The sequence below is a fragment of the Blastococcus sp. SYSU DS0539 genome (genome assembly GCF_054050855.1).
Genome location: NZ_JBJHAF010000015.1, coordinates 25,166 through 41,105 on the forward strand (window position 1 = coordinate 25,166; position 15,940 = coordinate 41,105).

Below are 15,940 nucleotides of genomic sequence, written 5' to 3' on the forward strand. Positions count from 1 at the left end.
GGTCGCGAGGAAGGTTAGCCTGCCCTAACTCGGAGTCGGAAGGGTGATCAGCGCAGCCGGCGGACCGGGACGACCATCGGCGTGCCGGCCACCGGGTCGGTGATCACCCGCGCCTCCAGCTCGAAGACGTCGGCCAGCAGCTCCTCGGTGAGCACCTCGGCCGGCGTGCCCGAGGCGACCAGCGCGCCGTCCTTCATGGCCACCAGCCGCTGGGCGTAGCGGGCGGCGAGGTTGAGGTCGTGCAGGACCACGACGACGGTGCGCCCGCGCTCGGCGTGCAGCCGGCCCACGAGGTCGAGCACGTCGATCTGGTGGGCCAGGTCGAGGTAGGTCGTCGGCTCGTCCAGGAGCAGCAGGTCGGTGCCCTGCGCCAGGGCCATGGAGATCCAGGCCCGCTGCCGCTGGCCCCCGGAGAGCGCGTCCACCGGGCGGTCGGCCAGCTCGGCCATGCTGGTCCACGACAGGGCCTCGGTGACGACCGCCTCGTCGTCCCGGGACCACTGGCGCAGCCAGCTCTGGTGCGGGTGCCGGCCGCGGGCGACCAGGTCGCCGACGGTCAGGCCCTCCGGCGCGACCGGCGTCTGGGGGAGGAGCCCCAGCACCTTGGCGACCTCGCGGGTGGGCGTGCGGGCGATGGCCCGCCCGTCGAGCAGGACCTGGCCCGACGTCGGGCGCAGCAGCCGCCCCAGCGCCTTCAGCAGCGTGGACTTGCCGCAGCCGTTGGGGCCCACGATCGCGGTGAAGGAGCCCTCGGTGAGCTGGAGGTCCAGGTCGTCGACGACCACCCGGTCGTCGTAGGCCAGCCGGACGTGCTCGGCGGCCAGCCGCACCGGGGCCGCCTCGGCCGGGCGGGTCGGGCGGTGCAGCAGTTCGGTCCCGCTGTCGAGCGTCACAGCGTCGATCGCCGCCTTCCACGGACCAGGAGCCAGAGCAGGTAGGGGGCGCCGATGACGGCGGTCAGGATGCCGACCGGGAGGGCTTCGGGCAGCACCGTGCGGGTGACCAGGTCGGCTCCCACGACGAGGAGCGCACCGAAGATCCCGGAGGCCAGCAGCGGCGGCCGCGAGCCGCCGGCGAGCCGCACCGCGATCTGCGGCACGACCAGCGCGACGAAGGTGACCGGGCCGGCCGCCGACACCGCGAACGCCACCAGGCCCACGGCCAGCAGCACGACGGCGCTCTGCGCCCCGGCCAGCCGCACCCCCAGCCCCCGTGCGGTCTCGTCGCCGAACTGGAGGACCGACAGCACCCGGCCGGCGGCCAGGGCGAGCGGGAGCAGCACGACGACGGCGACGGCCAGCGGAACGGCGTCGTCCCAGGTGCGGGCGTTGAGCGACCCGGTGATCCACACGTAGGCCGACGCGGCGTCGTAGATCTCGGCGTTGGTGAGCAGCCAGTCGGTCAGCGCGGTGCCCACCGACCACAGCGCGATGCCGATGAGCACGAGCCGGTACCCGTCGACGCCGGCCCGCCAGGTGAGGCCGAACAGCAGCGCGCCGGTGGCCAGCCCGCCGAGCAGGGCGGCCAGCGGGATGCCCAGCCCGCCCAGCAGGGCGCCGGTGGAGGTGCTGCCGCTGAGCACGATCGCCGCCACCGCGCCCACCGAGGCGCCGGTGGTGATGCCGAGCGTGTCGGGGGAGGCCAGCGCGTTGCGGGCGAAGGTCTGGAACAGCGCGCCGGAGACGCCGAGGGCCAGCCCGACCAGCGCCCCGACCACGACCCGCGGCGCCCGCAGTTCCCGCACGATGAACTCCTGCGGGCCCTCGCCGAGGCCGACCAGCGTGCGCAGCACGTCGGCCACGCCGATCGGGAAGTCGCCGCGGCCCATGCTGAGCGCGGCGACCAGCACGAGCGCCGCGAGACCGGCGAGCGGTACGGCCAGCTGTCGCCACCGCAGCAGCCCGGACACCGGGCCGGCCCGCAGCACCCGCCCGCGGCGGACCTGGGGCCTCCGATCGCCGTCCGTGCCGGTGGGGCGGGCCGGGGCCGCGACGCTCACAGCCCCGCCGTCCGGCGCCGGCGCACGAGCGTGATGAAGAACGGGGCGCCGATCAGCGCGAGCACGATGCCCACCTGCAGCTCGCCGGGGCGGGCGACGACCCGGCCGACCACGTCGGCGACCAGCAGCAGCACGGCTCCGGCCAGCGCCGAGCAGGGCAGCAGCCAGCGGTGGTCGGGGCCGGTCAGCGCCCGGGCGGCGTGCGGCACGACCAGCCCGACGAACGCGATGGGCCCGCAGGCGGCGGTGGCGGCGCCGCAGAGCAGGGTGATCGCGGCCAGGCCGACCGCCCGGGCCAGCCAGATGCGCTGGCCGAGCCCGCGGGCGACGTCGTCGCCCAGGCCCAGCAGGTTCAGCGCGGGCGCGTTGGCCAGCGCGAGGAGCACCCCGAGGGCGAGGAAGGGGGCGACCTGCCAGGCGACGTCGGCGTCGCGCCCGGCCAGCGAGCCGACCACCCAGAACCGGAAGCTGTCCAGCGTCTGCTGGTCGCTGACCAGGATGGCGCGCACCAGGGCGTAGAGCAGGGCGGAGAGCGCCGCGCCGGCCAGCGCGAGGGTGACCGGGGTGGCCCCGCCCCGACCGGCGGAGCCGATCGCGTACACCAGCACCGTGCCGGTCAGCGCCCCGACGAAGGCGAACCAGACGTAGCCGCCCGGGCTGGTGATGCCGAGCGTGGAGATGGCCAGGACGACGGCGAGGCTGGCGCCGGCGGTGACGCCCAGCAACCCGGGATCGCCCAACGGATTGCGGGTGTGGCCCTGCATGAGCGCCCCGGCCAGGCCGAGGGCGGCGCCGACCATGAGCCCCAGCACCGTGCGCGGCACCCGCAACTGGCGCACGATCACCGCCTCCTCGCTGCCGGGCGAGGAGTCCAGCAGCGCGCGCCAGACGTCGCCGACCCCGATCGCGCGGGTGCCGACGGCGATGCTCGCCACCGCGGCGGCGGCGACGAGCACCAACAGCAGGACCAGCGTGGCCAGCCGCCGGGCGCGCATCGGCGACGCGGGCGGTCGTGCCGCGCCCCGCGCCGGGACGTCGACCGTGGTGGCCACGAGCAGCTCCCGGGACGGACGGCAAAGGTCAGATAAGGCTTACCTTAGCTCCCGGACGCCGAGCGGGCCGCCCCGGCGAGGTCACTTCTTCTGCCGCCGACTCCCGCCGTGCCAGTCCTCCTGCGTGCCGGTCTCGCCCGGCTGGACGCCGAACGCGGGCAGCTGCGGCCGCTCGCGCAGGCTGCGCTTGAGCTCGGCGAAGCCGGGGAACGAGGCGAGCCCCACGACGTGGTCCCACAGCGCGACGGCCTCCTCGTCGCTGGGCAGCCGGCTGATGACCGGCCCGAAGAAGGCCACGCCCTCCGGGGGCCGGAAGTGCAGGATCGGCGTGCCGACGTCCTTGCCGGTCAGCGCCAGCGCCTCGTCGGTCTCCGCGCGCAGCCCGGGGTCCCGGGAGTCGTCGTCCAGGGCGGCGGCGAGGTCGGCCGGCAGCCCCAGACCGGCCAGGATCGGCTCGACGAACTCGCGGGTGCCGCGGCGCACCTCGTGGCCCGGCTCGTTCGGCGTCTCGAAGATCTCGTTGCCCAGCGCCTCGTACAGCGGGCCGATCGCCTCCGGGCCGTGCTCCTCCCGGACGCGGGCGGCCATGCGCAGCAGCCGCAGCCCGGCGGTGTGCCCGGCCTCGTACTCGGGCGGGAAGTGGGCGTCGTAGTCGACGTGCGCGTTGAGCAGTCGCAGCGAGATGAACCGCCACTCGACGGCGTACTCCCGCTGCGAGCTCACCGAGCGGACCCACTTGCTGGTCATCCAGGCGAACGGGCAGACCGGGTCGAACCAGAAGCGCAGATCGGCCATGGGGCGAACCTAGGCGCTCCCGGCCGACCTCGCCCGGGACGCCGCCGGATCAGCTGGTCAGGACCGACTCGATCGCCGCGCGCACCTCGGGGGCGTCGGGCTCGGTGCGCGGGCGGAAGCGGGCGACGACCTCGCCGTGCCCGGACAGCACCCACTTCTCGAAGTTCCACTGCACGTCACCGGCCGCGCCGTCGACGTCCGGGGTCGCGGTCAGCTGCCGGAACAGCGGGTGCGCGCCGTCGCCGTTCACCTCGACCTTCTCCGTCATCGGGAAGGTGACGCCGTAGGTGGCCGAGCAGAACTCCTCGATCTCCCCGGCGGTGCCCGGCTCCTGGCCCATGAACTGGTTGCACGGCACCCCGACGACCGTGAAGCCGCGGTCGCCGTACTGCTGCTGCAGTGCCTCCAGGCCGGCGTACTGCGGGGTGAGCCCGCACCGGCTCGCCACGTTGACGACCAGGACGGCGCGCCCGCCGGTCAGCTCCCGCAGCGTGGTGGCGGTGCCCTGCAGCGTGGTCACGGGGACGTCGAGGAGGTCGCTCATGCCCGCCGCAGCGCCGCCGGCGGGGCGTTCATTCCGGCCGGTCTCAGCCCAGGTCGCCGATGTCGTCGGGCACGTCGACGGCGTACCGGCGCAGCGCCTCCAGCGGGACGACCTCCAGCGCCCGGGCGTTCGTGGCGGCCAGCACGACCCCCGACGCCGCGCCGGCCTGGTACGCCTGGAGCCAGCGGACCGCGACGACGCACCAGCGGTCGCCCGGCCGCAGCCCGGGGAAGCCGTACTCGGGGCGCGGAGTGCTCAGGTCGTTGCCCAGCTCCCGCTGCATCGCCAGGAACTCGGTGGAGACGACGGCGCAGACGGTGTGCCGGCCCAGGTCGTCGGGGCCGCTGGTGCAGGAGCCGTCGCGGTAGAACCCGGTCACCGGGTCGGTGCCGCAGGGCTCGAGCGGGCCGCCGAGGACGTTGCGCTCGTCGGTGGGGTCGGGCAGCACGGGCCCTCCTGCAGAACGGGGACGACGGCGCCGTGGCCGGCGCGGGCTCAGGATGGCATCGTGCGAGCGTGCCCGCTCCCGAGATCCTCTGGCAGCCCACCGCCGACTCCATCGGCGCCACCCGGATCGCCGCGTTCGCCCGCTGGGTGGGCGAGCGCCGCGGCCTCTCCTTCGGCGATCCGGTCGACTACGACCGGCTCTGGCGCTGGTCGGTCGAGCACCTCGACCAGTTCTGGGGCGACCTCGCCGAGTGGACCGGCGTGCTGCCCGGCGTCCCCGACGAGCAGGTGCTGCCCTCCCGGGAGATGCCCGGCGCGGTCTGGTTCCCCGGGACCACCGTGAACTACGCCGAGCAGGTGTTCCGGCAGGCCGCCGACGACCGGCCCGCGCTGATCGCCGTCACCGAGGACGCCGAGCCGGAGGAGATCTCCTGGGCGGAGCTGCGCGCCCGGGTGGGCGCCTTCGCCGCCACCCTGCGCCGGCTGGGTGTGCGCCCGGGCGACCGGGTGGTCGGCTACCTGCCCAACGTGCCCGAGACCGTCGTCGCCTTCCTCGGCGCGGCCGCGATCGGGGCGGTGTGGTCCTCCTGCGCGCCGGACTTCGGCACCCGCGCGGTGCTCGACCGCTTCGCCCAGATCGAGCCCACCGTGCTGGTCGCCGTCGACGGGTACCGGTTCAACGGCCGCGCGCACGACCGGCGCGACGTCGTCGCGCAGCTGCGCGAGGCGCTGCCCACCGTGCGGACGACGATCGCCGTCCCCCGGCTGTTCCCCGGCGAGGTGCCCGACGGCGCGCTGCCCTGGTCCGAGGCGGTGGCCGACGCGCAGGACCCGGACTTCGAGCCGACGCCGTTCGACGCCCCGCTGTGGATCGTCTACTCGTCGGGCACCACCGGGCTGCCCAAGGGCATCGTGCACGGGCACGGCGGGGTGGTGCTGGAGCAGCGCAAGTCCGGCACCCTGCACAGCGACCTGCACCCCGGCGACCGCTTCTACTGGTACACCTCCACCGCCTGGATGATGTGGAACGTCGTGGTGTCCTCGCTGCTGAGCGGCGCCACCGCGGTCCTGCACGACGGCGCCCCGGCGTACCCGACGGTCGATGCGCAGTTCGCCCTCGCCGCGAAGGTCGGCGTCACCCACCTGGGCACCAGCCCCGGCTACCTCGCCGCCTGCCAGAAGGCCGGCGTCCGCCCCGGTGCCGACCACGACCTCTCGTCGGTGCGGGTGCTGAGCTGCACCGGGTCCCCGCTGCCGGCCGCGTCCTTCACGTGGGTCTACGACGCCGTGGGCACCGACCTGCAGCTGACGTCGGCGTCCGGCGGCACCGACGTCGCCACCGGGTTCATCGGGTCGAGCCCGCTGCTGCCGGTGACCGTGGGGGAGCTGCAGCGGCCGAACCTGGGCGTCGCGCTCGCCTCCTGGGACGAGGAGGGCCGGCCGGTGATCGGCGAGCTCGGCGAGCTGGTGGTCACCGAGCCGATGCCGTCGATGCCGCTGTACTTCTGGAACGACCCCGACGGCGCCCGCTACCGCGCCGCGTACTTCGAGCCGTGGCCCGGCGTCTGGCGGCACGGCGACTGGCTGGAGATCACCGAGCGCGGCACCTGCATCATCACCGGCCGCTCGGACTCCACGCTCAACCGCGGCGGCGTGCGCATGGGCACCGCCGACATCTACGCCGCCGTGGAGGGCTTCCCGGAGGTCGTCGACTGCGTCGTCCTCGGCGTGGAGCTGCCCGAGGGCGGCTACTGGATGCCGCTGTTCGTGCAGCTCGCGCCGGGGGAGGAGCTGACCGACGAGCTGGTCGGGCGGCTCAAGGCGGCGATCCGGGAGCAGGCGAGCCCGCGGCACGTGCCCGACGAGGTGATCGCCGTTCCCGGCGTTCCGCACACCCGCACCGGCAAGCGGCTGGAGGTGCCGCTCAAGCGGCTGTTCCAGGGCGTGGACCCGGCGAAGGCGGTCAACACCGGCACCGTCGACGACGCCTCGCTGGTCGAGCACTACATCCGGCTGGCGGAGACCCGGCTCAGCTCCTGAACGGTCCCCGCAGCGCGGCCCAGTGGAGGAGCATCACGGTCTTGGCGTCGGCGATCCGGCCGTCGTCGACCATGTCGAGCGCCTCGTCGAAGGGCAGCTCGACGACCTCGATGTCCTCGCCCTCGTCGGCGAGCCCGCCGCCGGCGGACGTGCGGTCGGCGGGGCGGTAGGGCGCGGCGAAGAAGTGCAGCCGTTCGGTGACCGAGCCGGGGCTCATGAAGACGTCGTACACGTGCTGCACCTCGCCGAGGGTCACGCCGAGCTCCTCCTCGGCCTCCCGCCGGATGGCGACCTCCGGGGCGTCGTCGTCCAGCAGCCCGGCGGCGGCCTCCAGCAACAGCCCGTCGGGGTGCCCGTTGACGTAGACCGGGTAGCGGAACTGCCGGGTGAGCAGCACGGTGCGCCGCTCGGGGTCGTAGGGGAGCAGCGTGGCGCCGTTCCCCCGGTCGTAGGTCTCGCGCTGCTCGGTCACCCACTCGCCGTCGCTGCGGCGCCGGTCGAGGGTCGTCCGCCGCAGCACGTGCCAGCCGCTGGCGAGCAGCTCCACCTCCCGGACGACGACGTCGGGGTTGCCGGTCAGGTCGCGCCCGACCTGGTCCAGGCCGATGCGGCCGCGGTGGTCGGGGACGTCGATGCCGGGGACGTTCACCGGCACATCCTCGCTCGTGAGGCCGCTCACCTCACGGATGACGACGCCGTGCGGGGGGAAGGACCAGCCGCCAAGGTGATCGGAACCATCCGCCCGACCGAGGAGGCCGACCGACGATGACGTCGAGCGCCAGCCCCGCCAGCGAGCCCGCGACCGAGATCTGGGAGCCGCAGCCCCCGGCGCTGCTCCCACCGTGGCACACCCCGGAGCGGGAGGCGCTGCAGGAGGAGGCCCGGCGCTTCGCGATCGACGAGGTCCTCCCGGTCGCCCACGAGCTCGACCCGCAGAAGGGCGAGATCCCGGCGTCGCTCCTCTCCGGCATGGCCGAGCGGGGCTGGTTCGGCATCACCGTGCCCGCCGAGCAGGGCGGCCTGGGCCTCGGCGTCTTCGAGTACTGCATGGTCAGCGAGGAGCTGGCCCGCGCCTGGATGTCGACCGCGAGCATCCTGGCCCGGTCTCAGGGCCTGGGGACGGCGGTGCTCGACGCCGACCGCCGGCACGAGCTGATGGCCCGCAGCGCCCGTGGCGACTGGATCGGCGCGATCGCCCTCTCCGAGCCCGACGCCGGCTCCGACCTCGCCGGTGTCTCCACCCGCGCGGTGCTCGACGGCGACGAGTGGGTCGTCACCGGTCGCAAGCGCTGGTGCGGCAACGCCAAGGCCGCCGACTTCATCCAGGTGCTGGTGCGCGAGCGCGACCCGGAGCCGGGGGAGTCCCGCTCGGCGGGCCTGATCAACCTGCTGCTGGAGAAGGAGCGGGGCGAGTTCCCCGAGGGCCTCACCGGGCACCCGATCGACAAGATCGGCTACCACGGCTTCCTCACCTGGGACCTCACGTTCGACGGCGTCCGGATCCCGCGCGCGAACGTGATCGACCAGGCGAAGGCCGCGCAGGAGGACAGCGCCGAGGAGGGCGCCGCCGCCGAGCAGGCCGGGTTCGCCGAGGCGCAGAAGTTCCTCAACACCGCGCGGGTGCACACCGCCGCCCGCGCCGTCGGCCTGGCCCGGGCCGCGCTGGAGGACTCCATCCGCTACCTGCAGGAGCGCGAGCAGTTCGGCCACCCGATCGCGGACTTCCAGGCGCTGCGGTTCAACATCGCGGAGATGGCGTCGCAGATCGAGCAGTCCCGCGCCTTCTACCGGCAGGTCGCGCACCTGCTCGACCTCGGGCTGCCGGTCGCCAAGGAGGCGTCGATGGTGAAGCTCGAGGCCACCGAGATGTCGATCCGGGTCACCAACCAGGCCATGCAGCTGCACGGCGGCAACGGCTACACCACCGAGCGGCAGGTGGAGCGGCACTGGCGCGACGCCCGGCTGACGACGATCTTCGAGGGCACCAGCGAGATCCAGAAGCGGATCATCAGCGACCGCCTGCTGCCGAGGAGCCCGCTGGGCTGAGGCCCCGGGGAGGCGCCGTTCGTGCATGAACGGCTCCCTCCCCGCCCCGGAAGGCGCCGTTCGTGCACGAACGGCGCCTCCACCCGGCGATCACGGGGACTCCCGGCGGCCGGGAGCGGGTAGGGGCCTGCGATGCAGCTCGCCGCGCACCGCACCGGATCCGGACCTCCGCTCGTCCTCGTGCACGGGCTGGGCGGGTCCTGGCGCACCTGGCAGCCGGTGCTCCCCGGGCTGAGCGCGCAGCGCACCGTCGTCGCCGTCGACCTCCCCGGCTTCGCCGGGGACACCCCGCCCCTGGCCGATCCCTCCCTGGCCGGGCTCACCGACGCGCTGGAGGACTGGCTGCGCGCCGAGGGGCTGGCCGACGCCCCGCTGGTCGGCAGCTCGCTGGGCGCCCGGATGGTGCTGGAGCTGAGCCGGCGGGGAACGGGTGCGGACAACGTCGCCCTCGATCCGGGCGGGTTCTGGACCGACCGGGAGGCGGCGGTCTTCCGCACCAGCATCGCCGCCTCGGTCGCGCTGCTCCGCCGGATCCGTCCCGTCCTGCCCGCGCTCCTGGGCCACCCCGCCGGCCGGACCGCCCTGCTGGCGCAGTTCTCCGCCCGCCCCTGGGCCCTGGACGCCGACGTCGTCCGCACCGAGCTCGAGGGCTACGTCGAGTCGCCGTCCTTCGGCGTGGTCCTCGACGACCTGGCCCGCGGCCCGAGGCAGCAGGGCGCGCCCGCCGGCACGCTGCCCGGGCGCCTGACCATCGGCTGGGGCCGCCGCGACCGGGTGACCCTGGCCCGCCAGGCGGCCCGGGCGGTCGAGGCGTTCCCCGACGCGGAGCTGCACTGGTTCGCGCGGTCCGGCCACTTCCCCCTGTGGGACGAGCCCGGGGAGACCGTCCGGCTGGTGCTGGACCGCACGGACGGCGGCGTCAGTCCAGCCTGATCGGCATCAGCATGCTGACGTCGCCGTCCCGGCCGGCGCCGCGCAGGACCAGCGGGGCGATCGGCCCGTCCAGGTCGAGCACCAGCTGCCCGGCGTGCTCGGCGTCGAGCGCCTCGAGCAGGAACTCCCGGTTCACGCCCACCTCGACGCCGCCGACGCCGAGCACCGCGGCGGTCTCCTCGACGCCGTCCTCCGTGCGGCGCACCGTGCGGGTGGGCGCGGCGGCCAGCTCGGCGCGGAAGCGGGCGACGTCGATCTCCACCTGCGCGGCGCCCGCGCCCCGCAGGATGCGCCGGTAGTCGGGGAAGTCGGCGTCCACACGGCGCCCCTGCAGGGTGCGCCCCGCCAGCTCCACCGTGACGTCGTTCCCCTGCACCCGCACGGTCGCCGGGCCCGACGCCGTCGTCCCGAGCAGCTCGTCGACCAGGGCGATCGGGAGGAGGGCGCTGACCGGCGGGCCGTCGACGTCGGCGGCCAGGGTGCGCACCGCCAGGCGGTAGCGGTCGCTGGCCACGAGGCGGACGGCGTCGTCGGCCACGTCGAGCAGCACGCCGGTGAGCATGGGGAGCGCCGCGTCGGTGCCGGCGGCGAAGCGGACCCCGCCGGCGGCGTCGAGCAGGGCGGCGGTCGTGGTGCGAATGCTGGTCATCAGGCTCTCCGGAGCGAGGAGGGAACGGGCGTGGCGGAGCTCACGGCGGGCGTCGGCCAGCCCGTCCTCCAGGCGCGTCAGGTGCGCCTGCAGGACGGCGTCGACGACGGCGGGGGCGGCGCCGTCGTAGAACCGCAGGGCGCTCACCGTCAGGCCCGACTCCCGGGCCAGCCGGCCGATCCCGCGCATGCGTCCCTCCACGCCCGTCACCGTCGGGCCTCGACCCGGTCGAGGGTCAAGCGTCCGGGCCGTGCGCGTCGGCCACCTCCGGCGGGCGCACCGCGGCCAGCGAGCGGCGGACGTTCTCGACGATGTTCCCCGCCTCGAACAGGTCGTCGTCGGTGGTGGCCCGGGCGCGGCGCAGCTCGGTGGTGAACTCGTCCAGCGCGGTGTAGGCCTCGCGGGTGGCGTCCGGATCGGCGGTGGCGCCGTCGACCGAGCGCAGCACCTCCGCCAGGGCGGCGAGGGCCCGGGACGCCGGCGGGCGCAGCCGTGGCCCCAGCGGCACCTTCTCCCGGTCGGCGAGCTCGGTCTCGGCGATCAGCATGGTGAGGTCCTCCACCAGCAGCGTCAGGCTCTCCAGCGCCCGGGCCTGCCGGTACTGCCGGTCGGCGGCCGGCCGGTACCGGGCCGCGCGGCGGTTGCCCCGGCGGGCCTCGTCGGTCTGCCGGACGGCGTCGCGCATCTGGGCCAGCAGCGGGTCGAGCGTGTGGATCCGGCCGCGCCATTCGTCCTGCGTCGGCGGGTGCTCCTGCCGCAGCGCGTCCACCAGGTCGTCCAGCTGGCCGGCCAGGGCCTCGCGCAGGGTCGCGAGCGTCTGCTCTGCGGGCGCCAGGGGGAGCGGCGGGAAGGTGACGGCGACAGCGACGCCGACGAGCGCCCCCAGGAAGGTCAGCCCGAGGTAGCCGAGGACGTACGCCGTGGTGTTCTCGTTGCCGATGAGGAGCACGAACAGCGCCGACGTCGGCAGCCAGCTGTAGGAGCTGCCCAGCCGCTGCCAGCCGGACAGCACCACCCCGGCGGCGACGACCACGGCGAGGGTGAGCAGCCGCTCGCCGAGCAGGGCGTCGCCCGCCAGCGCGACCCCGGCGCCCAGCGCGATGGCGGCGACCGTCTGCAGCGAGGAGCGCACCGAGCCGGCCAGCGTCGACGCGGTGGTGGCGATGACCGCGCCGAGCGGGGCGTAGTACGGGTACTCCGACAGCGGCCCGGGGACCAGGTGGGCCAGCCACCAGGCGATCGTCGCGGCGACGGCCGCCCGCAGGGCGAGGCCGAACCGGGGGTGCCGTGCCCACGTCCGACGGGCCGCGCCCCACCAGCCGGGACGGCGCCCGGCCGCCTCGGACCGCTCCGCGCGCTGCACCATCGTCCGTTCCGTCCGTCCCCCGGGTCCCGCTGCTCCCGACCCGGCATTGCACCACGCGCCCGCGACGGGCCGGATCGCCGCAGGTCAGGCCGGCAGGCGCAGCACCCGGGCCTCCCAGGGGCGGAGGTCGGCGGGGTCGTCGTCGGGCAGGTTGCCCAGCACCAGCTCGGCGGCGGGGGCCTCGGGCAGCAGCTCGGCCAGCCGGTACTCGGTGCGGGACAGGTTGCAGACGACCAGCAGCGTGACGTCGTCCAGGACCCGCGTGAACGCGTACACGTCGTCGTGGTCGGGGAGCAGCATCGTGAAGTCGCCGAGCGCCACCACGGGTAGCTCGTGGCGCAGCGCGATCAGCCGCCGGTAGTGGGCGAGCACCGAGCGCTCGTCGTCCCGCTGGGCGGCGGCGTTCCACTCGACGTGGTCGGGGTTGACCGCCAGCCACGGCGTCCCGGTGGTGAAGCCGGCGTTCGGGCCGGCGTCCCACTGCACCGGCGTGCGGGCGTTGTCCCGGCCCATCCGGCGCAGGGCTTCCAGCACGTGCGCCGGGTCCTCGCCGGCCGAGACCGCCTGCACGTGGTGGTTGAGGGACTCGACGTCCCGGAACTCCTCGAGCGAGGCGAACGGGAAGTTCGCCATCCCCAGCTCCTGCCCCTGGTAGACGTACGGCGTCCCGCGGTGCAGGTGCAGCAGCGTGGCCAGGCAGGTCGCGGAGTCGCGCCGGTACTCGGGGGAGTCGTCGCCGAACCGGGAGACCGCCCGTGGCTGGTCGTGGTTGTCCCAGTAGAGCGAGTTCCACCCCGTCTCGGCCAGCCCGGCCTGCCAGCGGCCGAACGACGCCTTGAGGTCGCGCATCCGCAGCGGCCGGACGTCCCACTTCGACGCCCCGTGGTCGAGGTTCACGTGCTCGAACTGGAAGACCATGTCCACCTCGCCGCGCGCCGGGTCGGTGAACAGCGCGGCCTCCTCCACGGTCACGCCCGGCATCTCGCCCACCGTGAGGAACGCGCCCTCCCGGCCGGCGAAGACCTCGCGGCGCATCTCGGCGAGGAACTCGTGGATCCGCGGTCCGCAGATGAAAGACGCCGACCCGTCCCCGTAGCTGCTCCCGGGCAGCGGCGGGCCGTCGTGCAGGTGCCCGTCCGGACCGACGTCCTTGCTGATCATGTTGATGACGTCCATGCGGAAGCCGTCGACCCCGCGGTCGAGCCACCAGCGCATCATCGCGTGCACCGCCTGCCGGACCTCGGGGTTCTCCCAGTTCAGGTCCGGCTGCTTGCGGTCGAACAGGTGCAGGTAGTACTCGCCGCTGGCCTCGTCGAGGGTCCAGGTGGACCCGGAGAAGGCGGCCTGCCAGTTGGTCGGCTCGGCGCCCGGCGCGCCGGCCTCCATGCCGTGCCGCGGCGGCCGCCACCAGTACCAGTCGCGCTTCGGGGAGGACCGGGACGCCCGGCTCTCCTGGAACCACGGGTGCTCGTCGCTGGTGTGGTTGACCACGAGGTCCATGAGCAGCTTCATCCCGCGGGCGTGCAGCGCGGCGATCAGCTCGTCGAGCTGCTCCAGCGAGCCGAACAGCGGGTCGATGTCCTGGTAGTCGCTGATGTCGTAGCCGTTGTCGGCCTGCGGCGAGGGGTAGACCGGCGAGAGCCACAGGACGTCGACGCCGAGATCGGCGAGGTGGTCCAGGTGCAGCAGCACGCCCCCGAGGTCGCCGATGCCGTCGCCGTCGGAGTCGGCGAACGAGCGCGGGTAGACCTGGTACACGACGGCGCGGGTCCACCACGCGGGCTGGTCAGCGGCCATGGGCCCCAGCCCAGCACGCCCGGCAGCACCCCGCACGGTCAGGACGACGGGATGCGGGGCCAGGTGGTCGGGCACGGCGGTCGGGGAGAGGGACGCGCCGGGCGCTGCTTGGATGGAGGGCGACGGCGCCGGGAGATCCCCGGCGCGGGAGGGAGAATCGGTGACCGAGCTTGTGAGGGCACGCAGAGATGGAGCGCCGTCGGGCACGAGGCCGACGTGCGCCAGCGAGGAGGTCTCGTGGCCGAGCTGACCCGACCCGAGGTCGAGCCGCCCAGCGGGCCGGCGCCCGACGACCTGGTGATCGAGGACCTGGTCGTCGGCGACGGCCAGGAGGCCAAGGCCGGTGACCTGGTGAGCACCCACTACGTCGGCGTCACCCACGAGGGCGGCGAGCAGTTCGACGCCTCCTGGGACCGCGGCGACCCGCTCGAGTTCCGGGTGGGCGTGGGCATGGTCATCCAGGGCTGGGACGAGGGCATCGTCGGCATGAAGGTCGGCGGGCGCCGCCGGCTCACCATCCCGGCGCACAAGGCCTACGGCGACCGCGGCGCCGGCGGCGTCATCAAGCCGGGCGCGACGCTGGTCTTCGTCGTCGACCTCGTCGGCGTGCGCTGACCCGGAATCGTCGGACGGGCGACGGCGTTGGGCCGGGCATGCAGGTAGAGGTCTGGTCCGACGTCGTCTGTCCGTGGTGCTACATCGGGAAGCGCCGGCTGGAGGCCGCGCTCGAGAAGTTCCCGCACCGTGACCAGGTCGAGGTCGTGTGGCGGTCGTTCCAGCTCGACCCCTCGGTCCCCGAGGGCGAGACCCACCCGACACTCCCCGCCCTGGCCCGCAAGTACGGCACGAGCGTCGAGCAGATGCGCGCGAACATGGCGCAGGTCGAGCAGGTGGCCGCCGGTGAGGGCCTGGAGTACCACCTGACCGACGCCGTCAGCGGCAACACGCTGCTCGCGCACGAGCTGCTGCACCTGGCGGCCGAGCACGGCGCGCGCAACGAGCTCAAGGAGCGGCTGCTGCACGCCTACTTCGAGGAAGGGCGGCCGGTCTTCGACGTCGACTCGCTGGTGCCCTTCGCCGTCGAGGTGGGCCTGGACGAGGCCGAGGTCCGCGAGGCGCTGGGCGACCGACGCTACCTCGCCGCGGTGCGGCAGGACGGCGCGACCGCGCAGGCGCTCGGCGCGACCGGCGTCCCCTTCTTCGTGGTCGACCGGAAGTACGGCGCCGCGGGCGCCCAGCCGGCCGAGTTGCTGCTGCAGATCCTCGAGCGGGCCTGGGCCGACGCCCACCCGCTGATCACCGTCCCGGCCGCCGACGGCTGCGACGGCGACAACTGCGCCGTCTAGGTGCGTGCGGCGCTGGATGCCGATGCAAGCAGCCCCGCGTACCTGGTCCGTCTGAGTCACTCAGCAGTGGAACGCTGATCTCGGGACGTTGCTTTTGCTCCGAGTTCGGGCATGCTTGGGTGTAGCTCGCCTCCTGAGGGTGGTGGGAAGTGAAGCCGGGACCCCCGCCGGACGACGGGACCCGGCTTTCGCGCATTCCGGGCACAGGGCCGTCGGAGAATCACCGGGTCGAGATCGCGATCTCCTCGACGTATCCGACGAGACGTAGCCACTCGACCTGCCCGCCGTTTCGCGACGCCGCCAGTGCTCCGGCGACGGCGTCGGGCAGCCACAGCATCGGTTCCTCCTTCGGCCGGGCGGTCGCCACCCGCAGCGTCGGCGTGATCAGCCGCTTCCCGCGGACCGCCGCGATCATCCGGTGGTCGGCCTGGACCAGGCTGGGGGTGCGCTCCTCCAGGACCACCTCCGTCACGCCCTTGCCCTCCAGCGTCGGCAGGAGCGTCTCCAGGCACTTGCGGCGGGCGCGCTCCTGCTTCTTCTTCGCCAAGGGGGTCCCGATCACCACGGTGGCGGAGAGGCCCAACCCACCGACCGTTTCGGCGATCTTGCTCCGCCGCGGAAGCTCTTCGTCGCGCCAGTGCAGACGCTCCTGCCGCTTGTAGAGCATGGAGCGGAGGATCTGCCGGATCTCTTCGCAACGGGCGTGCTCGACGACGACCGCGGCGAGCAGATAGGTGCCGTCGTCGCCGTCGATCCGCATGGATTCGTCGACGAACGCGAGCGACCCCTCCTCGTGGCTCGTGACGGGCGGAGCGGCTGGCACCCCACGAGTGTGACCGCTCCCCCCGACACCAGGGGACACCTCAGAAAGCCGATATCCAGGGCCGACTGCCTGTACCGGTCGGGGGGCCCACCTGTCACGACGC

The 15,940-nt window shown here is 74.3% G+C and carries 16 protein-coding genes; 5 read left to right on the top strand and 11 right to left on the bottom strand.

What is annotated here, in order from left to right:
• Positions 1–47: 47 nt before the first annotated feature.
• The 6 genes from ACI790_RS17155 to ACI790_RS17180 form a co-directional block, all read right to left on the bottom strand.
• A complete protein-coding gene (locus ACI790_RS17155; protein ID WP_456571002.1) occupies positions 48–893 on the bottom strand; it encodes an ABC transporter ATP-binding protein in 846 nt (281 codons plus the stop codon).
• Positions 890–1,999, bottom strand: a complete 1,110-nt coding sequence (locus tag ACI790_RS17160; protein ID WP_456571003.1) for a FecCD family ABC transporter permease — start codon at positions 1,997–1,999, stop codon at positions 890–892. Before ACI790_RS17160 ends, ACI790_RS17155 begins: the two co-directional genes overlap by 4 nt.
• Positions 1,996–3,051 carry a FecCD family ABC transporter permease gene (locus ACI790_RS17165; protein WP_456571004.1) on the bottom strand — a complete coding sequence of 352 codons (1,056 nt, stop codon included), beginning with the start codon at positions 3,049–3,051 and terminating at the stop codon, positions 1,996–1,998. Before ACI790_RS17165 ends, ACI790_RS17160 begins: the two co-directional genes overlap by 4 nt.
• Before the next feature lie 81 nt (positions 3,052–3,132).
• Positions 3,133–3,846, bottom strand: coding sequence for a mycothiol-dependent nitroreductase Rv2466c family protein (locus ACI790_RS17170; protein ID WP_456571005.1), 714 nt, complete (start codon positions 3,844–3,846; stop codon positions 3,133–3,135).
• Between the two features lie 49 nt (positions 3,847–3,895).
• Positions 3,896–4,390, bottom strand: coding sequence for a glutathione peroxidase (locus tag ACI790_RS17175; protein ID WP_456571006.1), 495 nt, complete (start codon positions 4,388–4,390; stop codon positions 3,896–3,898).
• A gap of 43 nt (positions 4,391–4,433) precedes the next feature.
• Positions 4,434–4,838 (bottom strand): DUF2237 family protein, encoded by a 405-nt coding sequence (locus tag ACI790_RS17180; protein WP_456571007.1) that lies wholly within the window; start codon positions 4,836–4,838, stop codon positions 4,434–4,436.
• A 68-nt stretch (positions 4,839–4,906) separates the two neighbouring features.
• Here ACI790_RS17180 and ACI790_RS17185 point away from each other — a divergent pair, with 68 nt between their 5' ends.
• Complete coding sequence (locus ACI790_RS17185; RefSeq protein WP_456571008.1) at positions 4,907–6,877, top strand: acetoacetate--CoA ligase; 1,971 nt, start codon at positions 4,907–4,909, stop codon at positions 6,875–6,877.
• On the opposite strand, the gene ACI790_RS17190 is transcribed toward ACI790_RS17185, so the two are convergent.
• Positions 6,867–7,526, bottom strand: a complete 660-nt coding sequence (locus ACI790_RS17190) for an NUDIX domain-containing protein (RefSeq protein WP_456571009.1) — start codon at positions 7,524–7,526, stop codon at positions 6,867–6,869. The two genes, ACI790_RS17185 and ACI790_RS17190, sit on opposite strands and share 11 nt — an antisense overlap.
• 116 nt (positions 7,527–7,642) lie before the next feature.
• Between ACI790_RS17190 and ACI790_RS17195 the strand changes: the two genes are divergently transcribed.
• Both ACI790_RS17195 and ACI790_RS17200 read left to right on the top strand, forming a co-directional pair.
• Positions 7,643–8,923 carry an acyl-CoA dehydrogenase family protein gene (locus ACI790_RS17195; protein WP_456571010.1) on the top strand — a complete coding sequence of 427 codons (1,281 nt, stop codon included), beginning with the start codon at positions 7,643–7,645 and terminating at the stop codon, positions 8,921–8,923.
• A 132-nt stretch (positions 8,924–9,055) separates the two neighbouring features.
• Positions 9,056–9,856, top strand: a complete 801-nt coding sequence (locus ACI790_RS17200; protein ID WP_456571011.1) for an alpha/beta fold hydrolase — start codon at positions 9,056–9,058, stop codon at positions 9,854–9,856.
• Here the strand turns inward: ACI790_RS17200 and ACI790_RS17205 are convergent.
• The 3 genes from ACI790_RS17205 to ACI790_RS17215 all read right to left on the bottom strand — a co-directional run bounded on the left by ACI790_RS17205 (position 9,843) and on the right by ACI790_RS17215 (position 13,668).
• Positions 9,843–10,706 (bottom strand): DNA polymerase III subunit beta family protein, encoded by an 864-nt coding sequence (locus ACI790_RS17205; RefSeq protein ID WP_456571012.1) that lies wholly within the window; start codon positions 10,704–10,706, stop codon positions 9,843–9,845. The genes ACI790_RS17200 and ACI790_RS17205 overlap by 14 nt on opposite strands.
• Positions 10,707–10,740: 34 nt before the next feature.
• Positions 10,741–11,871 carry an FUSC family protein gene (locus ACI790_RS17210; protein WP_456571013.1) on the bottom strand — a complete coding sequence of 377 codons (1,131 nt, stop codon included), beginning with the start codon at positions 11,869–11,871 and terminating at the stop codon, positions 10,741–10,743.
• A gap of 84 nt (positions 11,872–11,955) precedes the next feature.
• Positions 11,956–13,668 (bottom strand): glycoside hydrolase family 13 protein, encoded by a 1,713-nt coding sequence (locus ACI790_RS17215; RefSeq protein ID WP_456571014.1) that lies wholly within the window; start codon positions 13,666–13,668, stop codon positions 11,956–11,958.
• 237 nt (positions 13,669–13,905) lie between these two features.
• Between ACI790_RS17215 and ACI790_RS17220 the strand changes: the two genes are divergently transcribed.
• Complete coding sequence (locus tag ACI790_RS17220; RefSeq protein ID WP_456571015.1) at positions 13,906–14,283, top strand: FKBP-type peptidyl-prolyl cis-trans isomerase; 378 nt, start codon at positions 13,906–13,908, stop codon at positions 14,281–14,283.
• A gap of 38 nt (positions 14,284–14,321) precedes the next feature.
• Positions 14,322–15,014 (top strand): DsbA family oxidoreductase, encoded by a 693-nt coding sequence (locus ACI790_RS17225; RefSeq protein ID WP_456571016.1) that lies wholly within the window; start codon positions 14,322–14,324, stop codon positions 15,012–15,014.
• A 220-nt stretch (positions 15,015–15,234) separates the two neighbouring features.
• Here ACI790_RS17225 and ACI790_RS17230 read toward each other — a convergent pair whose 3' ends face one another.
• Complete coding sequence (locus tag ACI790_RS17230; RefSeq protein ID WP_456571017.1) at positions 15,235–15,774, bottom strand: hypothetical protein; 540 nt, start codon at positions 15,772–15,774, stop codon at positions 15,235–15,237.
• Positions 15,775–15,940: the final 166 nt, after the last annotated feature.